This is a genomic window from Mesorhizobium sp. WSM4308, assembly GCF_002294905.1.
In the GTDB taxonomy this organism is placed as follows: Bacteria; Pseudomonadota; Alphaproteobacteria; order Rhizobiales; family Rhizobiaceae; genus Mesorhizobium.
Genome location: NZ_NSFW01000012.1, coordinates 110,792 through 128,621 on the forward strand (window position 1 = coordinate 110,792; position 17,830 = coordinate 128,621).

General features: G+C 64.0%; 18 protein-coding genes. 15 read left to right on the forward strand and 3 right to left on the reverse strand.

Features of this window, described 5'->3' with window-relative positions:
• Positions 1-118: 118 nt before the first annotated feature.
• Positions 119-1,006, reverse strand: coding sequence for a LysR substrate-binding domain-containing protein (locus tag CK227_RS22295; RefSeq protein ID WP_095770769.1), 888 nt, complete (start codon positions 1,004-1,006; stop codon positions 119-121).
• A 75-nt stretch (positions 1,007-1,081) separates the two neighbouring features.
• Between CK227_RS22295 and CK227_RS22300 the strand changes: the two genes are divergently transcribed.
• From CK227_RS22300 to CK227_RS22365, 14 genes are all read left to right on the forward strand, one after another.
• Positions 1,082-2,722 (forward strand): amidohydrolase, encoded by a 1,641-nt coding sequence (locus CK227_RS22300; RefSeq protein WP_245318011.1) that lies wholly within the window; start codon positions 1,082-1,084, stop codon positions 2,720-2,722.
• Positions 2,709-3,641: a dimethylarginine dimethylaminohydrolase family protein gene (locus CK227_RS22305; RefSeq protein WP_095770770.1), complete on the forward strand. Its 933-nt coding sequence runs from the start codon at positions 2,709-2,711 to the stop codon at positions 3,639-3,641. Before CK227_RS22300 ends, CK227_RS22305 begins: the two co-directional genes overlap by 14 nt.
• Before the next feature lie 159 nt (positions 3,642-3,800).
• Positions 3,801-4,418, forward strand: coding sequence for a cupin domain-containing protein (locus tag CK227_RS22310; protein ID WP_095770771.1), 618 nt, complete (start codon positions 3,801-3,803; stop codon positions 4,416-4,418).
• 140 nt (positions 4,419-4,558) lie between these two features.
• On the forward strand, positions 4,559-5,500 hold the full coding sequence (locus CK227_RS22315; protein ID WP_095770772.1) for a substrate-binding domain-containing protein: 942 nt from the start codon (positions 4,559-4,561) through the stop codon (positions 5,498-5,500).
• Between the two features lie 94 nt (positions 5,501-5,594).
• On the forward strand, positions 5,595-6,392 hold the full coding sequence (locus CK227_RS22320) for an ATP-binding cassette domain-containing protein (protein ID WP_095770946.1): 798 nt from the start codon (positions 5,595-5,597) through the stop codon (positions 6,390-6,392).
• Complete coding sequence (locus CK227_RS22325; protein ID WP_095770773.1) at positions 6,389-7,402, forward strand: ABC transporter permease; 1,014 nt, start codon at positions 6,389-6,391, stop codon at positions 7,400-7,402. Before CK227_RS22320 ends, CK227_RS22325 begins: the two co-directional genes overlap by 4 nt.
• A gap of 1 nt (position 7,403) precedes the next feature.
• Positions 7,404-8,492, forward strand: a complete 1,089-nt coding sequence (locus CK227_RS22330; RefSeq protein WP_095770774.1) for a phosphotriesterase — start codon at positions 7,404-7,406, stop codon at positions 8,490-8,492.
• Positions 8,493-8,525: 33 nt separating this feature from the next.
• Positions 8,526-9,296 carry a glutamine amidotransferase gene (locus tag CK227_RS22335; protein WP_095770775.1) on the forward strand — a complete coding sequence of 257 codons (771 nt, stop codon included), beginning with the start codon at positions 8,526-8,528 and terminating at the stop codon, positions 9,294-9,296.
• A 3-nt stretch (positions 9,297-9,299) separates the two neighbouring features.
• Positions 9,300-10,211 carry a ribokinase gene (locus tag CK227_RS22340; RefSeq protein ID WP_095770776.1) on the forward strand — a complete coding sequence of 304 codons (912 nt, stop codon included), beginning with the start codon at positions 9,300-9,302 and terminating at the stop codon, positions 10,209-10,211.
• Positions 10,208-11,056, forward strand: a complete 849-nt coding sequence (locus tag CK227_RS22345; protein WP_095770777.1) for a BtpA/SgcQ family protein — start codon at positions 10,208-10,210, stop codon at positions 11,054-11,056. Before CK227_RS22340 ends, CK227_RS22345 begins: the two co-directional genes overlap by 4 nt.
• A complete protein-coding gene (locus CK227_RS22350) occupies positions 11,053-12,297 on the forward strand; it encodes a Zn-dependent hydrolase (RefSeq protein ID WP_095770778.1) in 1,245 nt (414 codons plus the stop codon). The genes CK227_RS22345 and CK227_RS22350 overlap by 4 nt, the downstream gene beginning before the upstream one ends.
• A 230-nt stretch (positions 12,298-12,527) precedes the next feature.
• Positions 12,528-14,678 carry a penicillin-binding protein 1A gene (locus tag CK227_RS22355; RefSeq protein ID WP_095770779.1) on the forward strand — a complete coding sequence of 717 codons (2,151 nt, stop codon included), beginning with the start codon at positions 12,528-12,530 and terminating at the stop codon, positions 14,676-14,678.
• A gap of 111 nt (positions 14,679-14,789) precedes the next feature.
• Positions 14,790-15,374: a DUF1214 domain-containing protein gene (locus CK227_RS22360; RefSeq protein ID WP_095770780.1), complete on the forward strand. Its 585-nt coding sequence runs from the start codon at positions 14,790-14,792 to the stop codon at positions 15,372-15,374.
• Positions 15,367-15,936 (forward strand): DUF1254 domain-containing protein, encoded by a 570-nt coding sequence (locus CK227_RS22365; protein WP_095770781.1) that lies wholly within the window; start codon positions 15,367-15,369, stop codon positions 15,934-15,936. Before CK227_RS22360 ends, CK227_RS22365 begins: the two co-directional genes overlap by 8 nt.
• A 131-nt stretch (positions 15,937-16,067) precedes the next feature.
• Here the strand turns inward: CK227_RS22365 and CK227_RS22370 are convergent, their stop codons facing one another.
• A complete protein-coding gene (locus CK227_RS22370) occupies positions 16,068-16,253 on the reverse strand; it encodes a hypothetical protein (protein WP_095770782.1) in 186 nt (61 codons plus the stop codon).
• A gap of 210 nt (positions 16,254-16,463) precedes the next feature.
• Here CK227_RS22370 and CK227_RS22375 point away from each other — a divergent pair, with 210 nt between their 5' ends.
• Positions 16,464-17,498 (forward strand): hypothetical protein, encoded by a 1,035-nt coding sequence (locus CK227_RS22375; RefSeq protein ID WP_095770783.1) that lies wholly within the window; start codon positions 16,464-16,466, stop codon positions 17,496-17,498.
• Here CK227_RS22375 and CK227_RS22380 read toward each other — a convergent pair.
• Positions 17,476-17,823 (reverse strand): DUF1491 family protein, encoded by a 348-nt coding sequence (locus CK227_RS22380; protein WP_095770784.1) that lies wholly within the window; start codon positions 17,821-17,823, stop codon positions 17,476-17,478. The two genes, CK227_RS22375 and CK227_RS22380, sit on opposite strands and share 23 nt — an antisense overlap.
• Positions 17,824-17,830: the final 7 nt, after the last annotated feature.

Genomic DNA, 17,830 nt, shown 5'->3' on the forward strand with positions numbered 1-17,830 from the left:
AGGCAGGCTGGCGGCTCACCGCAACCGAATAGTTTTCGCCTGATCGGCAAATTTGATTCACGTCTGGCAGTCGGGACGCGCCAAATCTCCGCATCGAGGGTCCCTTAAGAGGGACAGATCAGAGTCTGTTCTCCGACAGCTTCGCCCTGAGCCAGTCGCTGAAGGCGTTGAGCACGGGATGACCGGCCTTGGCGTGCTCGAAAACAAGGAAATAGGAGCGTGGCGAGGGCACTGACGCTTCAAACGGCTTGACCAGCCGGCCTTCGCTCAGCGCCCGGCGGCCGGTCAGCTCGTCGCCCATGGCAATTCCCTGGCCGGCGACCGCCGCCGAGAAGACGAGGTTCATGTCGGAAAAGAAGATACCGCCTTCGGTATCCGGGTTTTCCACCTTGGACAGCGCCAGCCAGCGCGCCCAGTCCTCGGTGTCGGAGAGATGCAGCAGGTTGGCGCGCAGGACGTCCGCCGGTTTGGAAAAGCCGCCGACCTTGTTGAGCAATGTCGGGCTGCAGAGCGGCGTGAAGTGGACTTCGCAGAGCAGCTCCACCACCCGGTTCGGCCAGTTGCCGACGCCGAAGGCGATGAAGGCGTCGGCGTCCGGGTTCGAGACGTCATCGAGCCGGCGCGGCGTCAGCACCGAGAGCGCCACGTCAGGGTACATCTGCTGGAACTCGCCGATATGGGTGCACAGGAACATGGAGGCGAAGCCGGGCGGACAGGAGATGGCAAAGGAGCCGCCGACGCCGGCGCCGTTCGTCTGCGCTCCCGCGTCGCCGAGCACGGTCAGCGCCTTCCTAACATCGGCTGCGTAGCGCTGGCCACGCGGCGTCAGCGCCACCCCCTTGCCGATGCGCTGCAGCAGATCGAAGCCGAGATCGCGTTCCAAAAGCCGCAGCTGGTGGCTTACCGCGCTGCGGGTAAGGTGCAGTTCGTCGGCGGCACGCCAGACGCTGCCGTGGCGGGCGAAACTGTCGAGGGCGCGCAGCGCCTGTGTGGATGGAATTCTCAAGAGGTGAACCGAATTTGCATGAACCGGGAAAACATATCACTTTTTGGCGAGCCGCTTCACTGCTTTCTTTGATGCATGGACAAACCGGTGACGACATCGGCGCAAGAGACCGCCCTTGCCTGCCTCGACGGCATCCAGCCGCTGCTGTCGGCGTGGACGCGCACCATCTTCGATTTCGGCGAGACCGCCTGGCGCGAGTATCAGTCCGCCGCGTGGTATGTGGAGCGACTGAAGCGGGAAGGCTTTGCCGTCGAGGAAGGTTCCGGCGGCATGCCGACCGCCTTCTGCGCCCACTGGACGAATGGCGCCGGGCCGACGGTCGGCCTATATGCCGAATATGACGCGGTTCCCGGCAACTGCCAGGACGCGGTCACGGTCAAGCAGCCGCGGCCCGGCCTTGGCGTCGAGGCCGGCGGCCACACCGACCCGCATTCGGGGCTCGGCATGGCAAGCCTCGGCGGCCTGCTGGCCACCAAGGCGGCGATGCAGCACCATGGCATTCCAGGCACGTTGCGCTTTACCGGCGAGCCGGCCGAAAAGGTGCGCGGCTCGAAACCTATCCATGCGGCCAAGGGTTATTATGACGGCCTTGCCGGCATGATCTCCTTCCACCCCTTCTACATGCTGCCGCTCTGCAACACCGCGCGCTGGGACACGCATTGTGGAGCAGCCTACGCCATGATCTACCGCTTTGTTTGCGACGAACCCGAAAACTGGGTTCGCGCAGGCGATGGCGCACCGATCCCGCAGGCGCATTCGGCGGTCCGCGCGCCGGGCGCCAACGACGCGCTGATGACGATGTACATGGCGTCCAAGGCGCTGCGCGATTCCATGCTGCCGCATCAGGGCGGCTGGTCGATCAGCGAGGCGATCCTGACGGCGGGCCAGGCCACGGCCGACAATCTGCCGGCAGGGCTGGCCGAGATCCAGTACATGATCCGCGTGCCGACGCTTCGGATGGCCGAGCAGGTCACCGCCGTGCTGGACCGAAATGCGGCGGCGGCCGCCGCGATCGGCGGCTGCCGTTATGAGCGCCACTGGGTATCGAAGTCGCGGCCCGGGCTGGCCAATCACGCCATGGCCGAGATCGCCTATGAAGCGCTGTCGACGGTCGGGCCGCCACGCTGGGACGAGGCCGCCAGGGCGATCGGGCGCGAAATCCAGGTCAATGCCGGTGGTACCGCGACCGAGAACCCGTTCATCGACGAGCTGGAGCGGCTGATCGCACCACAGGAGGCGGAAGCGATCCTGCGCCGCGACCTGCCGCCTTCGCAGCTGAATTCGACCTCCGACGACTACACCGACATGAGCTGGCATGCGCCGACCGCACGCTTTTACGTCGCCCGTCCGGCGCTGCGTTCGGCCAACGGCCATGCCTATCCCTCCTGGGTGATGAATGCGCTGGGCGGCATTTCAGCGACGATCGATCCGATGGTTGCCTGTGCGGCCAAAACGGTCGCGCTGGCGGCGCTGCGCATGCTCGAGGACGGAAAGGCCCGCGATGCGGCGATGGACGAGTTCGTCACCCGCACCGGCGGCGGAATTGGCGGCACAAACTGGATCGCGCCGCTCTGCGACTACGAACCGCCGATCAACTTCCGCTGGCCGGAATATGTCACCACGGCGCGCGGCCGCGACTGGTGGATCCCAAGCAAGACAGGTCCCGACCAACTCTTGAGAACAAGCCCACGAGGAGAACCGCATGACCATTCATGATCGCATCGTCGCCGAGCCGTTTTCGCTGCAGCGCCGCAATCCGGCCGGCGGCACCAAGCCGCTGACATCGTGGGGCTTCGCCAACGAAACCGACATGTTGACCGACGTGCTGCTGGGATCGCCGAATTTCCTGCGGCATCTGTCGACCAGCTCGCTGTCGCGCAAGCACCTGCGCGAGGCGCCCTGCAACATCCAGATCGCGCAGGCGCAGCATAAGGACCTGGTCGCCGCCTACGAGCATTTCGGCGTCAACATCCACTGGCACGAGCCGACGCCGGAACTGCCGATGCAGGTCTATTCCCGCGATTCCAGCGTCATGACGCCCTACGGTGCGATCATTACCGCCATGGCCAATTGGTGGCGGCGCGGCGAAAATTATGCCGCCATCCGCACCTACGAGAAGCTCGGCATCCCGATCTACGACATGGTCACGGCAGGCACATTCGAGGGCGGCGACTTCAACGTCATCGAGGACGGCGTGGTGTTGATCGGCTGCGGCGGCGCCCGCACTCAGGAAGAAGGCGCCCGCCAGGTGCAGGCCTGGTTCGAGAAGGAGGGCTGGGAAACCCGCATCGCCTTCATCGACGAATATTATGTCCATATCGACCTGATGGTGGTGCCGATCGCCGAAAAGCTCACTGCAGTGTGCCTCGCCTGCACAGAGCCCGGCATCGTCGACTGGCTGAAGGGCAAGGGCCACGAGATCATCGATGTTCCCTTCCAGGACACGATGGCGCTCGGCTGCAACTTCATGTCGCTCGGCAAGGACCGGGTGATCGCGCCGACCTCCAGCCAGACGCTGATCGGCCAGCTCAAGGCGCGCGGCTTCGAGGTCGCGGCCGTCGACATGAGCGAGATCTCCAAGACCGGCGGCGGCATCCACTGCATGGCGCAGGCCTTGAAGCGCGAAGCAGCGTAAGAGATCACTGCCCCGCCGGTTGTTATACGGCGGGGCGCGGAGACTGCCCTGGACGGGTTCTAGGCTCGATCCGATGCATCGTCCGTTTTCACAGGATGGACAACGCCCGGGATCGGTTTTACGAGTCAGCCCAACCAGCGGAGATGTTCGCGCCCCCCAATGAACAAGATCGATACCCACAACAGCAAGGGCGCCGACGAGCGCTCTACCGCAACCAGCCTGCTGCGGCTCGGCACAAGGTTGAAGCTCTCCCGGCAGACGCGTGGCCTGACCCTGAAGGCGCTCGCGGCTGCCGCCAACTGCTCTGAAAGCCTGCTTTCCAAGGTCGAGAACGGCAAGGTCTCACCCTCGCTGCCCATGCTTCACCGGCTGGTCGAGGTGCTCGGCACCAACATCGGCTGGATGTTCGAGGAAGCCGATGGCGAGGAAGGCATCGTCTTTCGCGCCGGAGCACGGCCGCTGATCGCGCTCGATCCGCTCAGGCGCGGCGAAGGCATATCGCTGGAGCGCGTCATTCCCTATTCGCCGGGCCACCTTCTGCAGTGCAATATCCATCATATCGAGGTGGGCGGTGAAAGCGCCGGCCCGATCCAGCACGCCGGCGAGGAAGTCGGCTATCTCCTGGAAGGCGCCATCGAACTGATGGTCGGTGAAAAGACGTTTCGCCTGTCCGCCGGCGATTCCTTCGTTTTCAACTCCGAACTGCCGCATTGGTACCGCAATGTCGGCGACGAACGCGCCAGCATTTTCTGGGTAAATACGCCGGCGACATTCTGATCTCGCCGGCCCCCATCTCCTTTCGGCAGCGCTAATTCAAGTCACTTGACAAGAAATCAAGTATCTTGAATTATGCGTCTGCGCCCAGCGCCAGATGAGCCCGATCAAGGGCCTTTTCCGCAAAACCAAGGGGAACCGGAATGCGTCTTACCAAGATCCTTTCAGGCTGCGCCGCAGCCATCGCCATGACCCTCGCGCTTGGCTCCGCCTCGGCCATGGCCGAAACCTATGCGCTGGTCACCATCAACCAGCAGGCCCTGTTCTTCAACCAGATCAATGACGGTGCCAAGGCCGCGGCAAAGGCCGCCGGCGTCGACCTCGTCATCTTCAACGCCAACAATGTGCCGAGCGCGCAAAACGACGCGATCGAGAACTACATCACCCAGAAGGTCGACGGCATCATTCTCGTCGCCATCGATGTCAACGGCGTGAAGCCCGCGATCACCGCGGCCAAGGCCGCCGGTATTCCAGTGATTGCCATCGATGCGCAGATCCCGAATGGCGACAATGTCGCCTTCGTCGGCGTCGACAACACCAAGGCCGGCGAGGATATCGGCAAGTTCTACGCCGAATACGTCAAGACCAAGCTGAACGGAACCGCAAAGATCGGCGTTGTCGGCGCGCTCAATTCGTTCATCCAGAACCAGCGCCTGGACGGCTTCAAGAAGGCTGTCACCGAGAGCGGCCAGAAGGTGACTTTCCTCGACACGGTCGATGGCCAGAACGTGCAGGACGTGGCGCTGTCGGCCTCCGAAAACCTGATGACGGCCAATGCCGACATGACGACGCTTTATGCGACCGGCGAGCCGGCCTTGCTCGGCGCCGTTTCGGCCGTCACCAGCCAGGGCCGTACCGGCGACGTCAAGGTGTTCGGCTGGGACCTGACCAAATCCGCGGTGCAAGGCCTCGAAGAGGGCTGGGTAATCGCCGTCGTCCAGCAGGATCCGGCCGGTGAAGGCAAGGCTGCCATCGAAGCCTTCGGCAAACTCAAGAAGGGCGAGAAGATCGATCCGATCATCAACGTTCCGATCACCATCGTAACCAAGGAAAATGTCGGCCAGTTCAAGGACATGTTCAAGTAAGATCCTCCCCAGACCGCCGGGCCGCGCATCGACTTTGTGGTCGTCGCGCAGCCCGGCGACCGATTGAACATGCCGCATGAGAACTGGAACCATGATGAGCGATGGCGAAACCTGCCGCGTCAGGATGACCGGTATTTCCAAACGATTCGGCCCGATCCAGACGCTGGATGATGTTTCGCTGAACCTGAAACCTGGCGAGGTGCTCGGCCTGGTCGGCGACAATGGCGCCGGCAAATCCACCTTGAGCAAGGTTCTGTCCGGCGCGGTCATTCCGGATTCCGGCACGATCGAGATCGATGGCAAGGCCGTGTCCTTTTCCTCGCCGGCCGATGCCCGCGCGGCACGGGTGGAGATGGTCTACCAGGACCTTTCGCTCTGCGACACGGTGGATGTGGCCGGCAATCTCTTCCTCGGCCGCGAGCCTCGCCGCCACGTGCTCGGCGTCCCCTTTCTCGACAACAGGCGCATGCATGAACAGACGCGCGAGATGCTCGACCGGCTCGGCATCGTCATCGCCGATACCAGGCTCAAGGTCGAGAACCTGTCCGGCGGCCAGCGCCAGTCGATCGCCATCGGCCGCGCCGCCTCCTTCGATCCATCGGTGCTGATCATGGACGAACCGACAGCCGCCCTCGCGGTGGCGGAAGTCGAGGCGGTGCTGGACCTCATCCGCGCCGTCAGCGCCCGCGGCGTCAGCGTCATCCTCATCACGCACCGGTTGCAAGACCTGTTCCTGGTCTGCGACCGCATCCAGGTCATGTATGAGGGCCGCAACGTCGCCGAACGCAGGATCGGCGACACCAGCATCGAGGAGGTCGTCAACCTGATCGTCGGCCGGAAATTCACCGCACGATCGGCGCGCGCCAGCCGCGACGAGGGGGTACAGCCATGAACGTCACCTCCGCCGGTGTTGGCGCCTCGCCGCCCAAACGCGCCCACATCAGCACCTGGAAGGATGTGGCGGCAGCCAATGGCAGCGTCGTTTCCATCGCGCTGTTCTTCATCGTCGTCTGCGTGGTCTTCTCGCTGGTCACCGGATCCTTCCTGACCACGCCCAATCTGCTCAACATCGTGCGCCAATCGGCGCCGCTGCTGATCGTTGCGGCGGCGATGACCTTCGTCATCACCACCGGAGGCATCGATCTTTCGGTTGGGTCCGTGCTGGCGCTGACGGCGACACTTTCGGCCGTTGCGCTGCAGGCCGGCCTGCCATGGCCGCTGGTCATTGTCGGCATGCTGGCGCTTGGCGCGGCGATCGGCGCCTTGCATGGTTTCTTCATCGCCTATGAGCGCATCCCGGCCTTCATCGTCACGCTTGCCGGGCTCTCGGTCATCCGTGGCGTGGCGCTGCTGATCACCGGCGGCTATTCGATCCCGGTCGAGCCGACGAGCTTCTTCGTCAACATCGGCAGGGCCTGGTTCCTCGGTGTGCCGGTACCCGCCTTGCTCGCCCTTGTCGTCCTGGCCATCGCCTATCTCGCCTTCAACCAGACGCCGTTCGGCCGCTATGTGACCGGCATCGGGGCCAACGCCGAGGCTGTGCGCCGCGCCGGCGTCGATACGCGCTTCATGACGCTCTTCGTCTATGTCCTATCGGGCATGGCGGCAGCGTCGGCCGGCGTCATTCTGGCCGCGCGGCTGGGCTCCGGCTCGTCCAATTCCGGCCAGGGTTTCGAGCTCGATGTCATCGCCGCCGTGGTGCTTGGCGGCACCAGTCTGTTCGGCGGGCGCGGTACGATCATCGGCACCGTGCTCGGTGCATTGACCGTCGCGGTCATCGGCAACGGCCTGATCCTGGCGCACATGTCGCCCTTCCTGACGCCGATTGTCACCGGCACTATCATCCTCGTTGCCATCTGGCTGAATTTCCGCCTGTTCAAGGGCGCGACGCGGAGCCGCTGACATGGATCATTTGTTCGACAACACGCCAAGGCAAAGGGTGCCGATCGGTGTTCGCTCCGGGACCGTGATGACCGTTACCGGCCCGGTCGCGATCGCCGACATGGGCGTGACGCTGATGCACGAGCATATCCTGCTCGATGGCTCGACATCCTGGAAATGCCCCTGCCATCCCGACGACAGGAAGATCGCCGAGCAGCCGGTCAGCATGGAGATCATCGGCGAGTTGCGGATGAACCCCTACATGAACCGCGACAATGTCTCGCTCGACGACAGCGACCTGGCGCTTTCCGAGCTCGCCAGGTACCGGGCGCTGGGCGGCCACACGGTTGTCGACGCGACCAATATCGGCATCGGCCGCGATCCGGTGAAACTGGCGCGTATTGCCCGCGCGTCCGGATTGCGCATCGTCATGGGCACAGGCTTCTACCTGCAGCACACCCATCCCGACTGGCTGAAGGCGATGGACGTCGATGCCGTCACGGAATTTCTCGTCAACGATGTCGGCGGCGGCTCGACGCAGCCCGAAATCATGGCCGGCATCATCGGCGAAGTCGGCGTCAGCAAGGATTTCACCGAAGAGGAACGCAAGTCGCTGCGGGCTTCAGCGCGCGCGGCCAGGATCACCGGCGTACCGCTGACCATCCATCTGCCCGGCTGGGAACGGCTGGCGCATGACGTGCTCGACGTGGTCGAGGCCGAAGGCGCGGATCTGAGACACACGGTCCTTTGCCATATGAATCCGAGCCACAATGATCTTGGCTATCAGACAAGCCTCGCCGCGCGTGGCGCCTTCCTGGAATACGACATGATCGGCATGGATTTCTATTATGCCGACCAGGATGCGCAATCGCCTTCCGACGAGCAGAATGCGCAGGCGATCCGTTCGTTGATCGACATGGGGCTGGTCGACAGGATCCTGCTGTCGCAGGACGTCTTCCTGAAGATCATGCTGACGCGCTTCGGCGGCTTCGGCTACGGCTTCATCCTCAAGCATTTCGTGCCAAGGCTGAAACGCCACGGTGTCGAGCAATCGGCAATCGACCGCATGCTCATCGACAACCCAAAGACCGTGTTCGCCGCGAGCCTCTGAGCTGCCGGCCACAGCAAAAAACAGGGAGTATACATGTCCAGGAAGAAAGTTCTTCTCGCCGGCGAGTCCTGGGTCTCGACCGCGACCCACATCAAGGGCTTCGACCAGTTCCCGACCGTGACCTATCACACCGGCGCCGATGAATTGCTGGCGGCGCTGAAGGATGGTCCGTTCGACGTCACCTTCATGCCGGCGCACGAAGCGCAGCGGAATTTTCCCCAGACCATGGAGACGCTTTCGGCCTATGACGCCGTGGTGCTTTCCGACCTTGGCGCCAATACGCTGTTGCTTCACCCCGACACCTGGGTCCACTCCAAGCCGACGCCGAACCGGCTGCGGTTGCTGCGCGACTATGTCGGCAATGGCGGCGGCCTCCTGATGTTCGGCGGCTATTACAGCTTCCAGGGCATCAACGGCGGCGCACGCTACCACAAGACGCCGGTCGAGGACGTCCTGCCGGTGACTTGCCTGCCGGTGGACGATCGCGTCGAGGTGCCCGAGGGCTATGCGCCGGTCGTTGTCGGCCCTCAAAGCCATCCGATCCTGAAGGGCCTGGGCAAGGATTGGCCGATCCTGCTCGGCTTCAACGAGGTCACTGTCAAGGAGGGCGCCGAAATCCTTGCCACCGTGTCTTCCGACTACCGTTCCATGCCCCTGCTGGTGACCGGCAAATATGGCAAGGGCCGCACCGTCGCCTGGACATCGGATGTCGGGCCGCACTGGCTGCCGCCGGGCTTCATCGCCTGGAATGGCTACAAGACGCTGTTCGAACAGATGCTGGGCTGGGCGACAGCCAGGGATTAGCCCATGCGCGTCCACGTCGTCGGCAATGTCTGCGTCGATACGACGTTTCAGCTGGGCCGCTTTCCGCGGCCTGGCGAGACGCTGAACGCGTCCAGTCATGTTGACGGACTTGGCGGCAAAGGGGCGAACCAGGCAGTGGCCGCCGCCCGCACCGGAGCCGATGTCCGTTTCCATGCGGCGATCGGCGACGATGCCGCCGGCCTTTGGATACGGGAACAGCTGAGCCGCGACCTCGACGCCAGCCATCTGACAATGCTGGCGCTGCCCAGCGACCGGTCGACGATCATCGTCGATGAGCGGGGCGAAAACCTCATCGTCACCGGCGCCAGCTGCGCCGCCGCCTTCGATCCGCTGGCCGACAGCGGTTTCGCGACGTCGATCGAACGCGGCGACATCGCGGTGATGCAAGGCAATCTTCTTCCCGATATAACGACAGCCTGCCTGCAAGCGGCGCGCAGCGCGGGCGCCATGACAATCCTCAATCCGAGTCCGCTTGCGGTCGGTTCGACACCGTGCCTGGGTGCCGTCAGCCTCGCTGTCGTCAACGCAGGCGAAGCAGAGCAACTGACCGGAACCGGCGATGCAGCCGCGGCGGCCCGCGAATTGATCCGTCAAGGCGCCGACAGCGCGATCGTGACACTTGGCGCGGCCGGCTGCCTGGTTGCCGACCGTGAAGGACGGATCGACCGGTTCGCGGCGCCCAAGGTGGACGTGGTGGACACCAGCGGCGCGGGCGATGTCTTTTGCGGCTGCCTCTCAGGCTGCCTTGCGGCCGGGATCGGCCTCGCCGCGGCAGCGCGGATCGCGGTACGAGCCGCGGCCATTTCGGTCGGTCGCCCCGGCACGCTCGGCTCCTGCCCCGACAGGCAAGAGATGAAGATACTCATGGAAACGACGGAAGCGGAAACCGCATGACAAAATCCCCCAACTCCATCGGCTCCAAGCAGGTCGCCGATGACGCGCTGCAATCGATCTTCGGTCGAAAGAAAGTGGTGATCGGCGTCGTGCATCTGGCGCCCCTGCCGGGCGCGCCGCGCTACGATGGCGAGGCGGTCGAGGCCATCTACCAGCGCGGCCTCGACGATGCCAAAGCCTATCTCGATGGCGGTTGCGACGGCGTGATCGTCGAGAACCATGGCGACGTGCCCTTCGCCAAGCCGGACGATATCGGCCCCGAGACCTCCGCTTACATGTCCGTCGTCTCCGACCGCATCCGCAGGGAACTCGGCCGGCCGATCGGCATCAATGTGCTCGCCAATGCCTCCATCCCCGCGCTGTCGATCGCCAGCGCCTCGGGTGCCTCCTTCGTGCGCGTCAATCAGTGGGCGAATGCCTATGTCGCCAATGAGGGCTTTATCGAAGGCGAGGCTGCGCGCGCCATGCGCTTCCGTGCCAGGCTTCGCGCCAACGGCATCCGCATCTTCGCCGATGCGCATGTCAAGCATGGCGCCCATGCGATCGTCGGCGACCGGCCGGTCGAGGAACAGGTCAAGGACCTGGTGTTCTTCGATGCCGATGCGGTGATCGCCACCGGCCAGCGCACGGGCCACGCCGCCGACCTCGGCTACATCAGGATGATCAAGGACGCGGCCGGGCTGCCGACGCTTGTCGGCAGCGGCGTGACGCCCGAAAATGCCAACGACATTCTCGACATTGTCGACGGCGTCATCGTCGCCAGCTCGCTGAAACATGATGGCGTCTGGTGGAACCAAGTCGATCCGCTGCGGGTGAAGGCCTTCATCAGCGGCCTCAAGCGATGAGTTTGACGCCTCGGATTGACGGCGACAGACTGCTCGGGCGGCTTGACGCTTTCGCCAGGATCGGGGCGACACCAGCCGGCGGTGTCAACCGGCAGGCGTTCAGCGTCGAGGATCGCAGGGCCCGGCGCCTCCTGGCTGACCTGGCCCTGGAGCGTGGCTTCACGGTCTTTCAGGACGATATCGCGAACCTCTTCATTCGCCGCGAGGGTACGGATGCCACGCTGCCACCGCTCCTGATCGGCAGCCATCTCGACAGCCAGCCGACAGGTGGGCGCTTCGACGGTGCGCTCGGCACGCTTTCCGCCTTCGAGGTGCTCGAGGCGCTGGAGGACGCACGGGCTGAAACCCGAATGCCGGTCGAGGTCGTCGCCTGGGCCAATGAAGAAGGCAGCCGCTTCGCGCCGGGCGTCATGGGCTCCATGGCCTTCACCGGTGCGGATACCGCCGCGTGGAAATCCATTGTCGGCGCCGACGGTGCACTCCTCGCAGTTGAGTTGGAGGCGACGATCACCGCCTTGCCGGAGGCTGCCCTTCGTCCAACCGGCATGCCGATATCAGGCTATCTCGAGCTGCATATCGAACAGGGCCCATCACTGGAAAAGGAGCAGTTGCCGATCGGTGTCGTGACCGCCGTCCAGGGTACGCGCTGGCTGGAAGTCTCCATCCAGGGCACTGCCGGTCATGCGGGCACGACAGACCTTGCCTACCGCAGGGATCCGATGGTCGCCGCGATTGCCGCGATACACAGGCTGCAAACGACAATCATGCCGCTCGACAGCAGCGCGCGGCTGACGGTGGGCCGGATCGCCGCCAGGCCGGGATCGATCAACGCCATACCGCAATCGGTGGCCTTCACCGTCGATATCAGGCATCCGCGGGCAGAGCAGCTCAATGTCATAGAAGCCGAGGTCCGCCAGGTCTGCGCGGCGGAAGCAGAGGCCCAGCATTGCACGGCAGTGATCAAGCGATCGTTCGATATGCCCGGGGCGGCCTTCTCGCCGGATATGGTCAACACCGTCGAGGAGGCCGCCAGTTCCCTGCAGCTTCAGTACAAGCAGATGATATCGGGCGCTTTCCATGATGCGCTGTTCCTCGCCCGCGTCGCGCCTGCCGCAATGATATTCGTGCCGTGCCGTGACGGGCTTAGCCACAACGAGGCGGAGTATGTGGAACCTGGCGACGCAGTGATCGGCGCGCACGTCCTGCTACGGACGGCCATCATGGCCGCCTCGCCGCGATGACCATTCATAGCACCCGTCTATGACAGGCTGATCGCAGTCAGTCGACGAAGCGCGGTTTCGAGGTGGCGCCAATCATGGCTGCCCCTGCCCTCTCGTCGACAAACCTTGCAGCTGTGTCCTCGCAGCCCTTGTGGCACCCACAAAATGGATGAATAGTCGGGACAGGGCGCTGCCCTGAAATTGCCGGCTTGCGGTTTTCAGGTCACGCCACAGCCGAGCCGGGTTTTTGAATGGTCAGCCCTGAACCGCGCAAGAGAAGAGGTCCGATCGCGTCGCGCCTTCTGGCGCTGGACGCCTGGATCGATTCCTCGCTCTACGAGATCGGGTTCAAGGCCCGGCAGTTCTGGGAAGCGGCGACGATCTTCTCGCGGCGCTTCCGTCTCAAGGGCTGGCGGCGCGGCATCATCGAGATCTTGAGTGAGGGTTTCACGCTCGGCGCCGGCGGCGTGGTGGTGATGCTGGCGCTGGCCATTCCGGCGTTCCAGGACACGGCCGGCGACTGGCGCGCCCAAGGCGACTTCGCCGTCACCTTCCTCGACCGCTATGGCAACGAGATCGGCCAGCGCGGCATCATCCAGCGCGATTCCGTGCCGGTCGACGAGATGCCGGACCATGTCATCAAGGCGGTGCTGGCCACCGAGGACCGGCGCTTCTTCGACCACTACGGCATCGACGTACTCGGCCTGTCACGCGCGATCTTCGAGAATGTGCGGGCGAATTCGGTCGTCCAGGGTGGCTCAAGTATCACCCAGCAGCTGGCCAAGAACCTGTTCCTGACCAATGAGCGCACCTTCGAGCGCAAGATCAAGGAAGCCTTCCTGTCGCTGTGGCTCGAAGCCAATCTGTCGAAAAAGGAAATCCTGCAGCTCTATCTCGACCGCGCCTATATGGGCGGCGGCACGTTCGGCATCGAGGCGGCGGCGGACTTCTATTTCGGCAAGAGCGTCAAGGATCTTAATCTCGCCGAGGCGGCGATGCTGGCCGGCCTGTTCAAGGCGCCGACCAAATACGCGCCACACATCAACCTGCCGGCGGCGCGCGCACGCGCCAATGTGGTGCTGTCGAACCTCGTCGATTCCGGCTTCATGACCGAAGGCCAGGTGCTGCAGGCAAGGCTGCATCCGGCCGACGTCGTCGACCGCGGCGAACAGAAAAGCCCCGACTATTTCCTCGACTGGGCCTTCGACGAGGTCAAGAAGATCGCCAAGCCCGGCCAGCATTCGCTGGTTGCCCACACCACCTTCGACGCCAACATCCAGAAGGCCGCGGAAGAGTCCGTCGAGTTCCACCTGCGCCAGTTCGGCAAGGAGTACAACGTCACCGAAGGTGCCGTGGTGGTCATCGAGACCAATGGCGCGGTCCGCGCCATCGTCGGCGGCCGCGACTACGGCGCCAGCCAGTTCAACCGCGCCACCAAGGCGCTGCGTCAGACCGGCTCGTCCTTCAAACCCTATGTCTACGCCACGGCGATGGAACACGGCTTTACGCCCAATTCGATCATTTCAGGCGGGCCAATCAGCTGGGGCAACTGGTCACCGCACAATTACAGCGGCGAATCGGCCGGCAACATCACGCTGATCATGGCGATGGCCAAGTCGATCAACACCGTACCGGTGCGGCTGGCCAAGGACCATCTCGGCATCGCGCCGATCAAGGCGATGGCCGAGGCGATGGGCGTGGAATCGCCGCTCGAGGCGCACAAGACGATGGTGCTCGGCACTTCGGGCATGACCGTGATGGACCAGGCGACGGGCTACAGCGTGTTCGCCCAGAACGGCTTCGTCGGTTCCAGGCATGGCATCACCCAGCTTGTCACCCGCACCGGCGACGTGGTGTATGATTGGACCAAGGATGCGCCGCCCCCGCACCGGGTGCTGTCCGAGCAGGCGCTGAAATCCATGAACACCATGCTGGCGGCCGTGCCGGTGATGGGCACGGCGCGGCGCGCGCAAATTCCCAACATCGTCGTCGCCGGCAAGACCGGCACGACGCAATCCTATCGTGATGCCTGGTTCGTCGGCTTCACCGGCAACTACACGGCGGCCGTGTGGCTGGGCAACGACGATTTCACCCCGACCAAGAACATGACGGGCGGCTCGCTGCCGGCGATGGTGTGGCAGCGCCTGATGGTCTACGCGCACCAGAACATCGACCTGAAGCCGATCCCCGGCATCGACAAGCCGTTCATCGACGAGGAGATCGCGGCCAAGGCGGCCGAAGCGCAGAAGAAGGGCGAGGAACAGGCCGCGGCCGACGCGGCCGCCGAACGCCCGGCGGTGCTGTCCAGCCGGACCACGCAGACGCTGAGGGACATGACGCAGTTGTTCCAATCCGCGCCCAAACTCGACGCCGCCTCGCCCGAAACGCTCTCGGCGCTGTGACTTCGGCCTCGGCGCAGAGCAAGCCAACAGGCAAATCCATCGCGCCCGCTTGCCACGAGGCCCCGCGCCGCGATATCCCCGAACGGTAATCCTTCGCGCACGCGGCCCTTCATGCTCAAGAACGCCTTCCTGATGCTGCTTTCGCTTGCCATAGCCATTGGCGGCGGCGGCGCCAGCGTCTGGTATGCGCTGAAGATCCAGGACGGTGTCGGCGCCATCCGCATCGGCCAATGGACGGCCTTCCCCGACATCGGCACGCCAGCAGCCGATCCCTATTCGAAGGCTCGCGTGGCGCGCGAGGGCGTGCTTGCGCTCGGCCGCGCCGAAGGCCTGTCATTCGTCGCGGAAAATGACGCTGCCGGCGACCAGCTCAAGCGGGAATGCAGCTACAGGATAGAGGGTGGATTCCCGACCGCCCGCTTCTGGACGCTCTATGCCGCCGATCAATCGCTCGGCGTCGTCGAAACCGGCAAGCCGCGGCTTGCCGCGCTTCAATCCTACGAGGTACTGCGCCAGGCCGACAATTCGGTGACCATCTCGGTCGGCCATCACCCCATGCCCGGCAACTGGCTTCTGACCAATGGTTCCGGACGGATGTATTTCGTCCTGACCTTCTACGACACGCCGATCGCCAGCAGCACCGGCCTGTCGGACGTCTCGCTGCCCAGGATCGTGAAGGCCGGCTGCGATGCGTAATGTCCTGGCCGCGCTGCGCCGTCTTTTTCACGCCGTCCTGCTCGGTCTGGTCGGTGCCGGCATCGTCCACATCGTGGTGCTGCTTCTGGTGCCGGAATTTTCGGAACGCGATGCCTGGTCGCGACTGTCCATGGCATCCGACCTCTACCGGATGAACCGGCTCGATGCCGAGGCGGGCGGCGCGCCGGTGGTGAAATCGGTCGACCCGCTGTTCTACGCCGCGGCCTGCCGGTTCGATCTCGAGGAAGGCATGGTCCGGATCAAGGCGCCGGGGAACGTCCCCTTCTGGTCGGTGTCGGTCTATGACCGCAACGGCCACAACATCTATTCCTTCAACGATCATACGGCGACCGACGGCAAGCTTGATGCCGTGGTGCTGACGCCGGCGCAGATGATCGATGTGCGCAAGGATTTGCCCGAGGACCTACAGGGAGCGATCTTCGTCGAAGCGCCGATCGACGAGGGCATCTTCGTCATCCGAAGCTTCGTTCCGGACGACAGCTGGAAGCCGATCGTGTCACGCTTTCTCGACCAGAGTTCCTGCGAGCTGCAGGATTTCTAGACCCTTTGTCTTTGGCGCAATTCCCCAGGGAAGCACTGCGCGCTTTTCCCGGGAAAGCCTCTCCACACTTTTCCTGGAATTGGTCTGGCCAGAGGCGCAGAACTGACGGCCTGACGGACTAGGCCGCGGCTTCAGTGGTGCGGCACCGGCGTCCGTGGCGATCCCGGCTTGTCGGGGCCGGCGGGCCGAACTTCGCCGGTGCTGGACCGCTCATAACGGATGCCGGGAAAGATGATCACCGCCGCCGGTATTTCGGTGGTTTGCTTGGCTCGATTGGTCGGTGCCGCACGCGGCACGAAAGACAGTACCATGCCCATGATTCGCGCATTCCTCTCGGTTTCCCCGGAGCACAACGCAACGCCTCCAAATATCATTAAGGCCGGCAGAGGGTTAACGGAGCGCTAACGGATCACCGCTAACTTGAACTTTGTCTTGAGGTCAGGCGGTTCTGACCGGAGCAATCGCGAAACCGACACGGTCCCGGTTGAGCGTGGCCAAGGCTGTGTATCGAGTATCGGGTATCCTTCGTGTCATCTTCGGACTTCAGGCAAATCGCGATACGGACGGAATCGGGCAAGGCCGAGAGGCTGTTCCGCGCCGCGGTGTCGGCGTTCTGCTCGCTGACCCGCCCGTCACGGCGCGAGATCGGCCAGCTCGAAGACCTGACGCTGCCGCTGTTCGACGATGTGTCCGTCGAATCGCGACGGTACGTCGCCGCCGCCCTTTCCGAATGCGAATATGCGCCCGCAGCACTCGTGCGGCGCCTCTGCGAGGAACCGGTCGACATTGCCGCGCCGCTGCTGATCCGCTCACGCGCCGTCAGCGATATCGACCTCATCGCGCTGATCGGCAGGCACGGCCTGCCGCATGCGCGCGCCATAGCGCGCCGCAAGGGCCTGAACCCGACCATTGCCGACCTGATCAGGGCGCTCGAACGGCCGACACTGGTGCGGGTGCGAGAACCGGACGTGCAAGCCTCGACGCCGCCAACCGTCGCAGCCGCGGATGCGGAAGCTGCCGAGGACAATGCTTCAAGCCAACAGTCTCCCGGCATTGCCGCCGAGAATGCGCGGCGCAGGCTGCGCTCGATGATGCGCACCGGCGACGAAGCATCGGCGGCGAGGGTCGATGCGTTTCCCGGCTCGGATACCTATGTCAAACTGCGCGAGACGGCGCTGACGGGAAACGCCGCGTTTTTCCAGACCGCGCTTGCGGACGCACTCGACATTGATTTCTCGACCGCACGCTCGCTGACTGCCGGCCAGAACTATGCATCATTGCTCGCGGCGCTGCGCTCGCTCGACTTCAGCGAAGACAGGGCCTTCCTGATCACGGTTGCCATCTATCCCAGCCTGTTCCCGCATCCCCAGGCCATCCGTACCTATCTCGACCGCTATCGCCTGCTACATCGCGATGTGGCTCTGGACCGGGTACGGGGATGGAAGGCCGAGGCCCTCTCCAGAATGGTTCGTGATGCGTCGCCCGCAAACAGCGACAGCCGCCAGGCGTCGTACAGCGACGATGCCACCGCTCCCACCCTCAGGGCGTCTTCACGGAAATAAGCTCCTCGACGGGAACGGTGCCGGCCTCGATCTCCACCACCCAGATATCGGGATCGAATTTCTTTTCCCTTTCAAGCCGGGCATCGAGCACGGCCGGATCATCGCCGGCGGTGAGAAGGCTGAAGAAACGGTCGTCGGGCTTGGCCGAATCGTAGCTTGTCTGCGGCGCCGGCCCGTAGAGGGCGACGTCACCCAGCCTACCACGCGTCAGCACGAAAACAGCACCGGCCTCGGTCGCGCCGCGGTTGACCACGGCGGCAAATCCGCCGGCGCCGAAAACGCGGCGCAGCAAGGCAGAAACCCACAGATCCGATGTGACGCGCATGAGAAAG

What these genes read in the sequence shown, in the direction of transcription:
- CK227_RS22335 (WP_095770775.1), top strand. Translation starts at nt 8,526, where the DNA reads ATGTCCAGGAAGAAAGTTCTTCTCGCCGGCGAGTCCTGGGTCTCGACC.
- CK227_RS22360 (WP_095770780.1), top strand. Translation starts at nt 14,790, where the DNA reads ATGCTCAAGAACGCCTTCCTGATGCTGCTTTCGCTTGCCATAGCCATT.
- CK227_RS22305 (WP_095770770.1), top strand. Translation starts at nt 2,709, where the DNA reads ATGACCATTCATGATCGCATCGTCGCCGAGCCGTTTTCGCTGCAGCGC.
- CK227_RS22325 (WP_095770773.1), top strand. Translation starts at nt 6,389, where the DNA reads ATGAACGTCACCTCCGCCGGTGTTGGCGCCTCGCCGCCCAAACGCGCC.
- CK227_RS22370 (WP_095770782.1), bottom strand. Translation starts at nt 16,253, where the DNA reads ATGGGCATGGTACTGTCTTTCGTGCCGCGTGCGGCACCGACCAATCGA.
- CK227_RS22320 (WP_095770946.1), top strand. Translation starts at nt 5,595, where the DNA reads ATGAGCGATGGCGAAACCTGCCGCGTCAGGATGACCGGTATTTCCAAA.
- CK227_RS22365 (WP_095770781.1), top strand. Translation starts at nt 15,367, where the DNA reads ATGCGTAATGTCCTGGCCGCGCTGCGCCGTCTTTTTCACGCCGTCCTG.
- CK227_RS22350 (WP_095770778.1), top strand. Translation starts at nt 11,053, where the DNA reads ATGAGTTTGACGCCTCGGATTGACGGCGACAGACTGCTCGGGCGGCTT.
- CK227_RS22340 (WP_095770776.1), top strand. Translation starts at nt 9,300, where the DNA reads ATGCGCGTCCACGTCGTCGGCAATGTCTGCGTCGATACGACGTTTCAG.
- CK227_RS22310 (WP_095770771.1), top strand. Translation starts at nt 3,801, where the DNA reads ATGAACAAGATCGATACCCACAACAGCAAGGGCGCCGACGAGCGCTCT.
- CK227_RS22380 (WP_095770784.1), bottom strand. Translation starts at nt 17,823, where the DNA reads ATGCGCGTCACATCGGATCTGTGGGTTTCTGCCTTGCTGCGCCGCGTT.
- CK227_RS22315 (WP_095770772.1), top strand. Translation starts at nt 4,559, where the DNA reads ATGCGTCTTACCAAGATCCTTTCAGGCTGCGCCGCAGCCATCGCCATG.
- CK227_RS22300 (WP_245318011.1), top strand. Translation starts at nt 1,082, where the DNA reads ATGGACAAACCGGTGACGACATCGGCGCAAGAGACCGCCCTTGCCTGC.
- CK227_RS22355 (WP_095770779.1), top strand. Translation starts at nt 12,528, where the DNA reads ATGGTCAGCCCTGAACCGCGCAAGAGAAGAGGTCCGATCGCGTCGCGC.
- CK227_RS22330 (WP_095770774.1), top strand. Translation starts at nt 7,404, where the DNA reads ATGGATCATTTGTTCGACAACACGCCAAGGCAAAGGGTGCCGATCGGT.
- CK227_RS22345 (WP_095770777.1), top strand. Translation starts at nt 10,208, where the DNA reads ATGACAAAATCCCCCAACTCCATCGGCTCCAAGCAGGTCGCCGATGAC.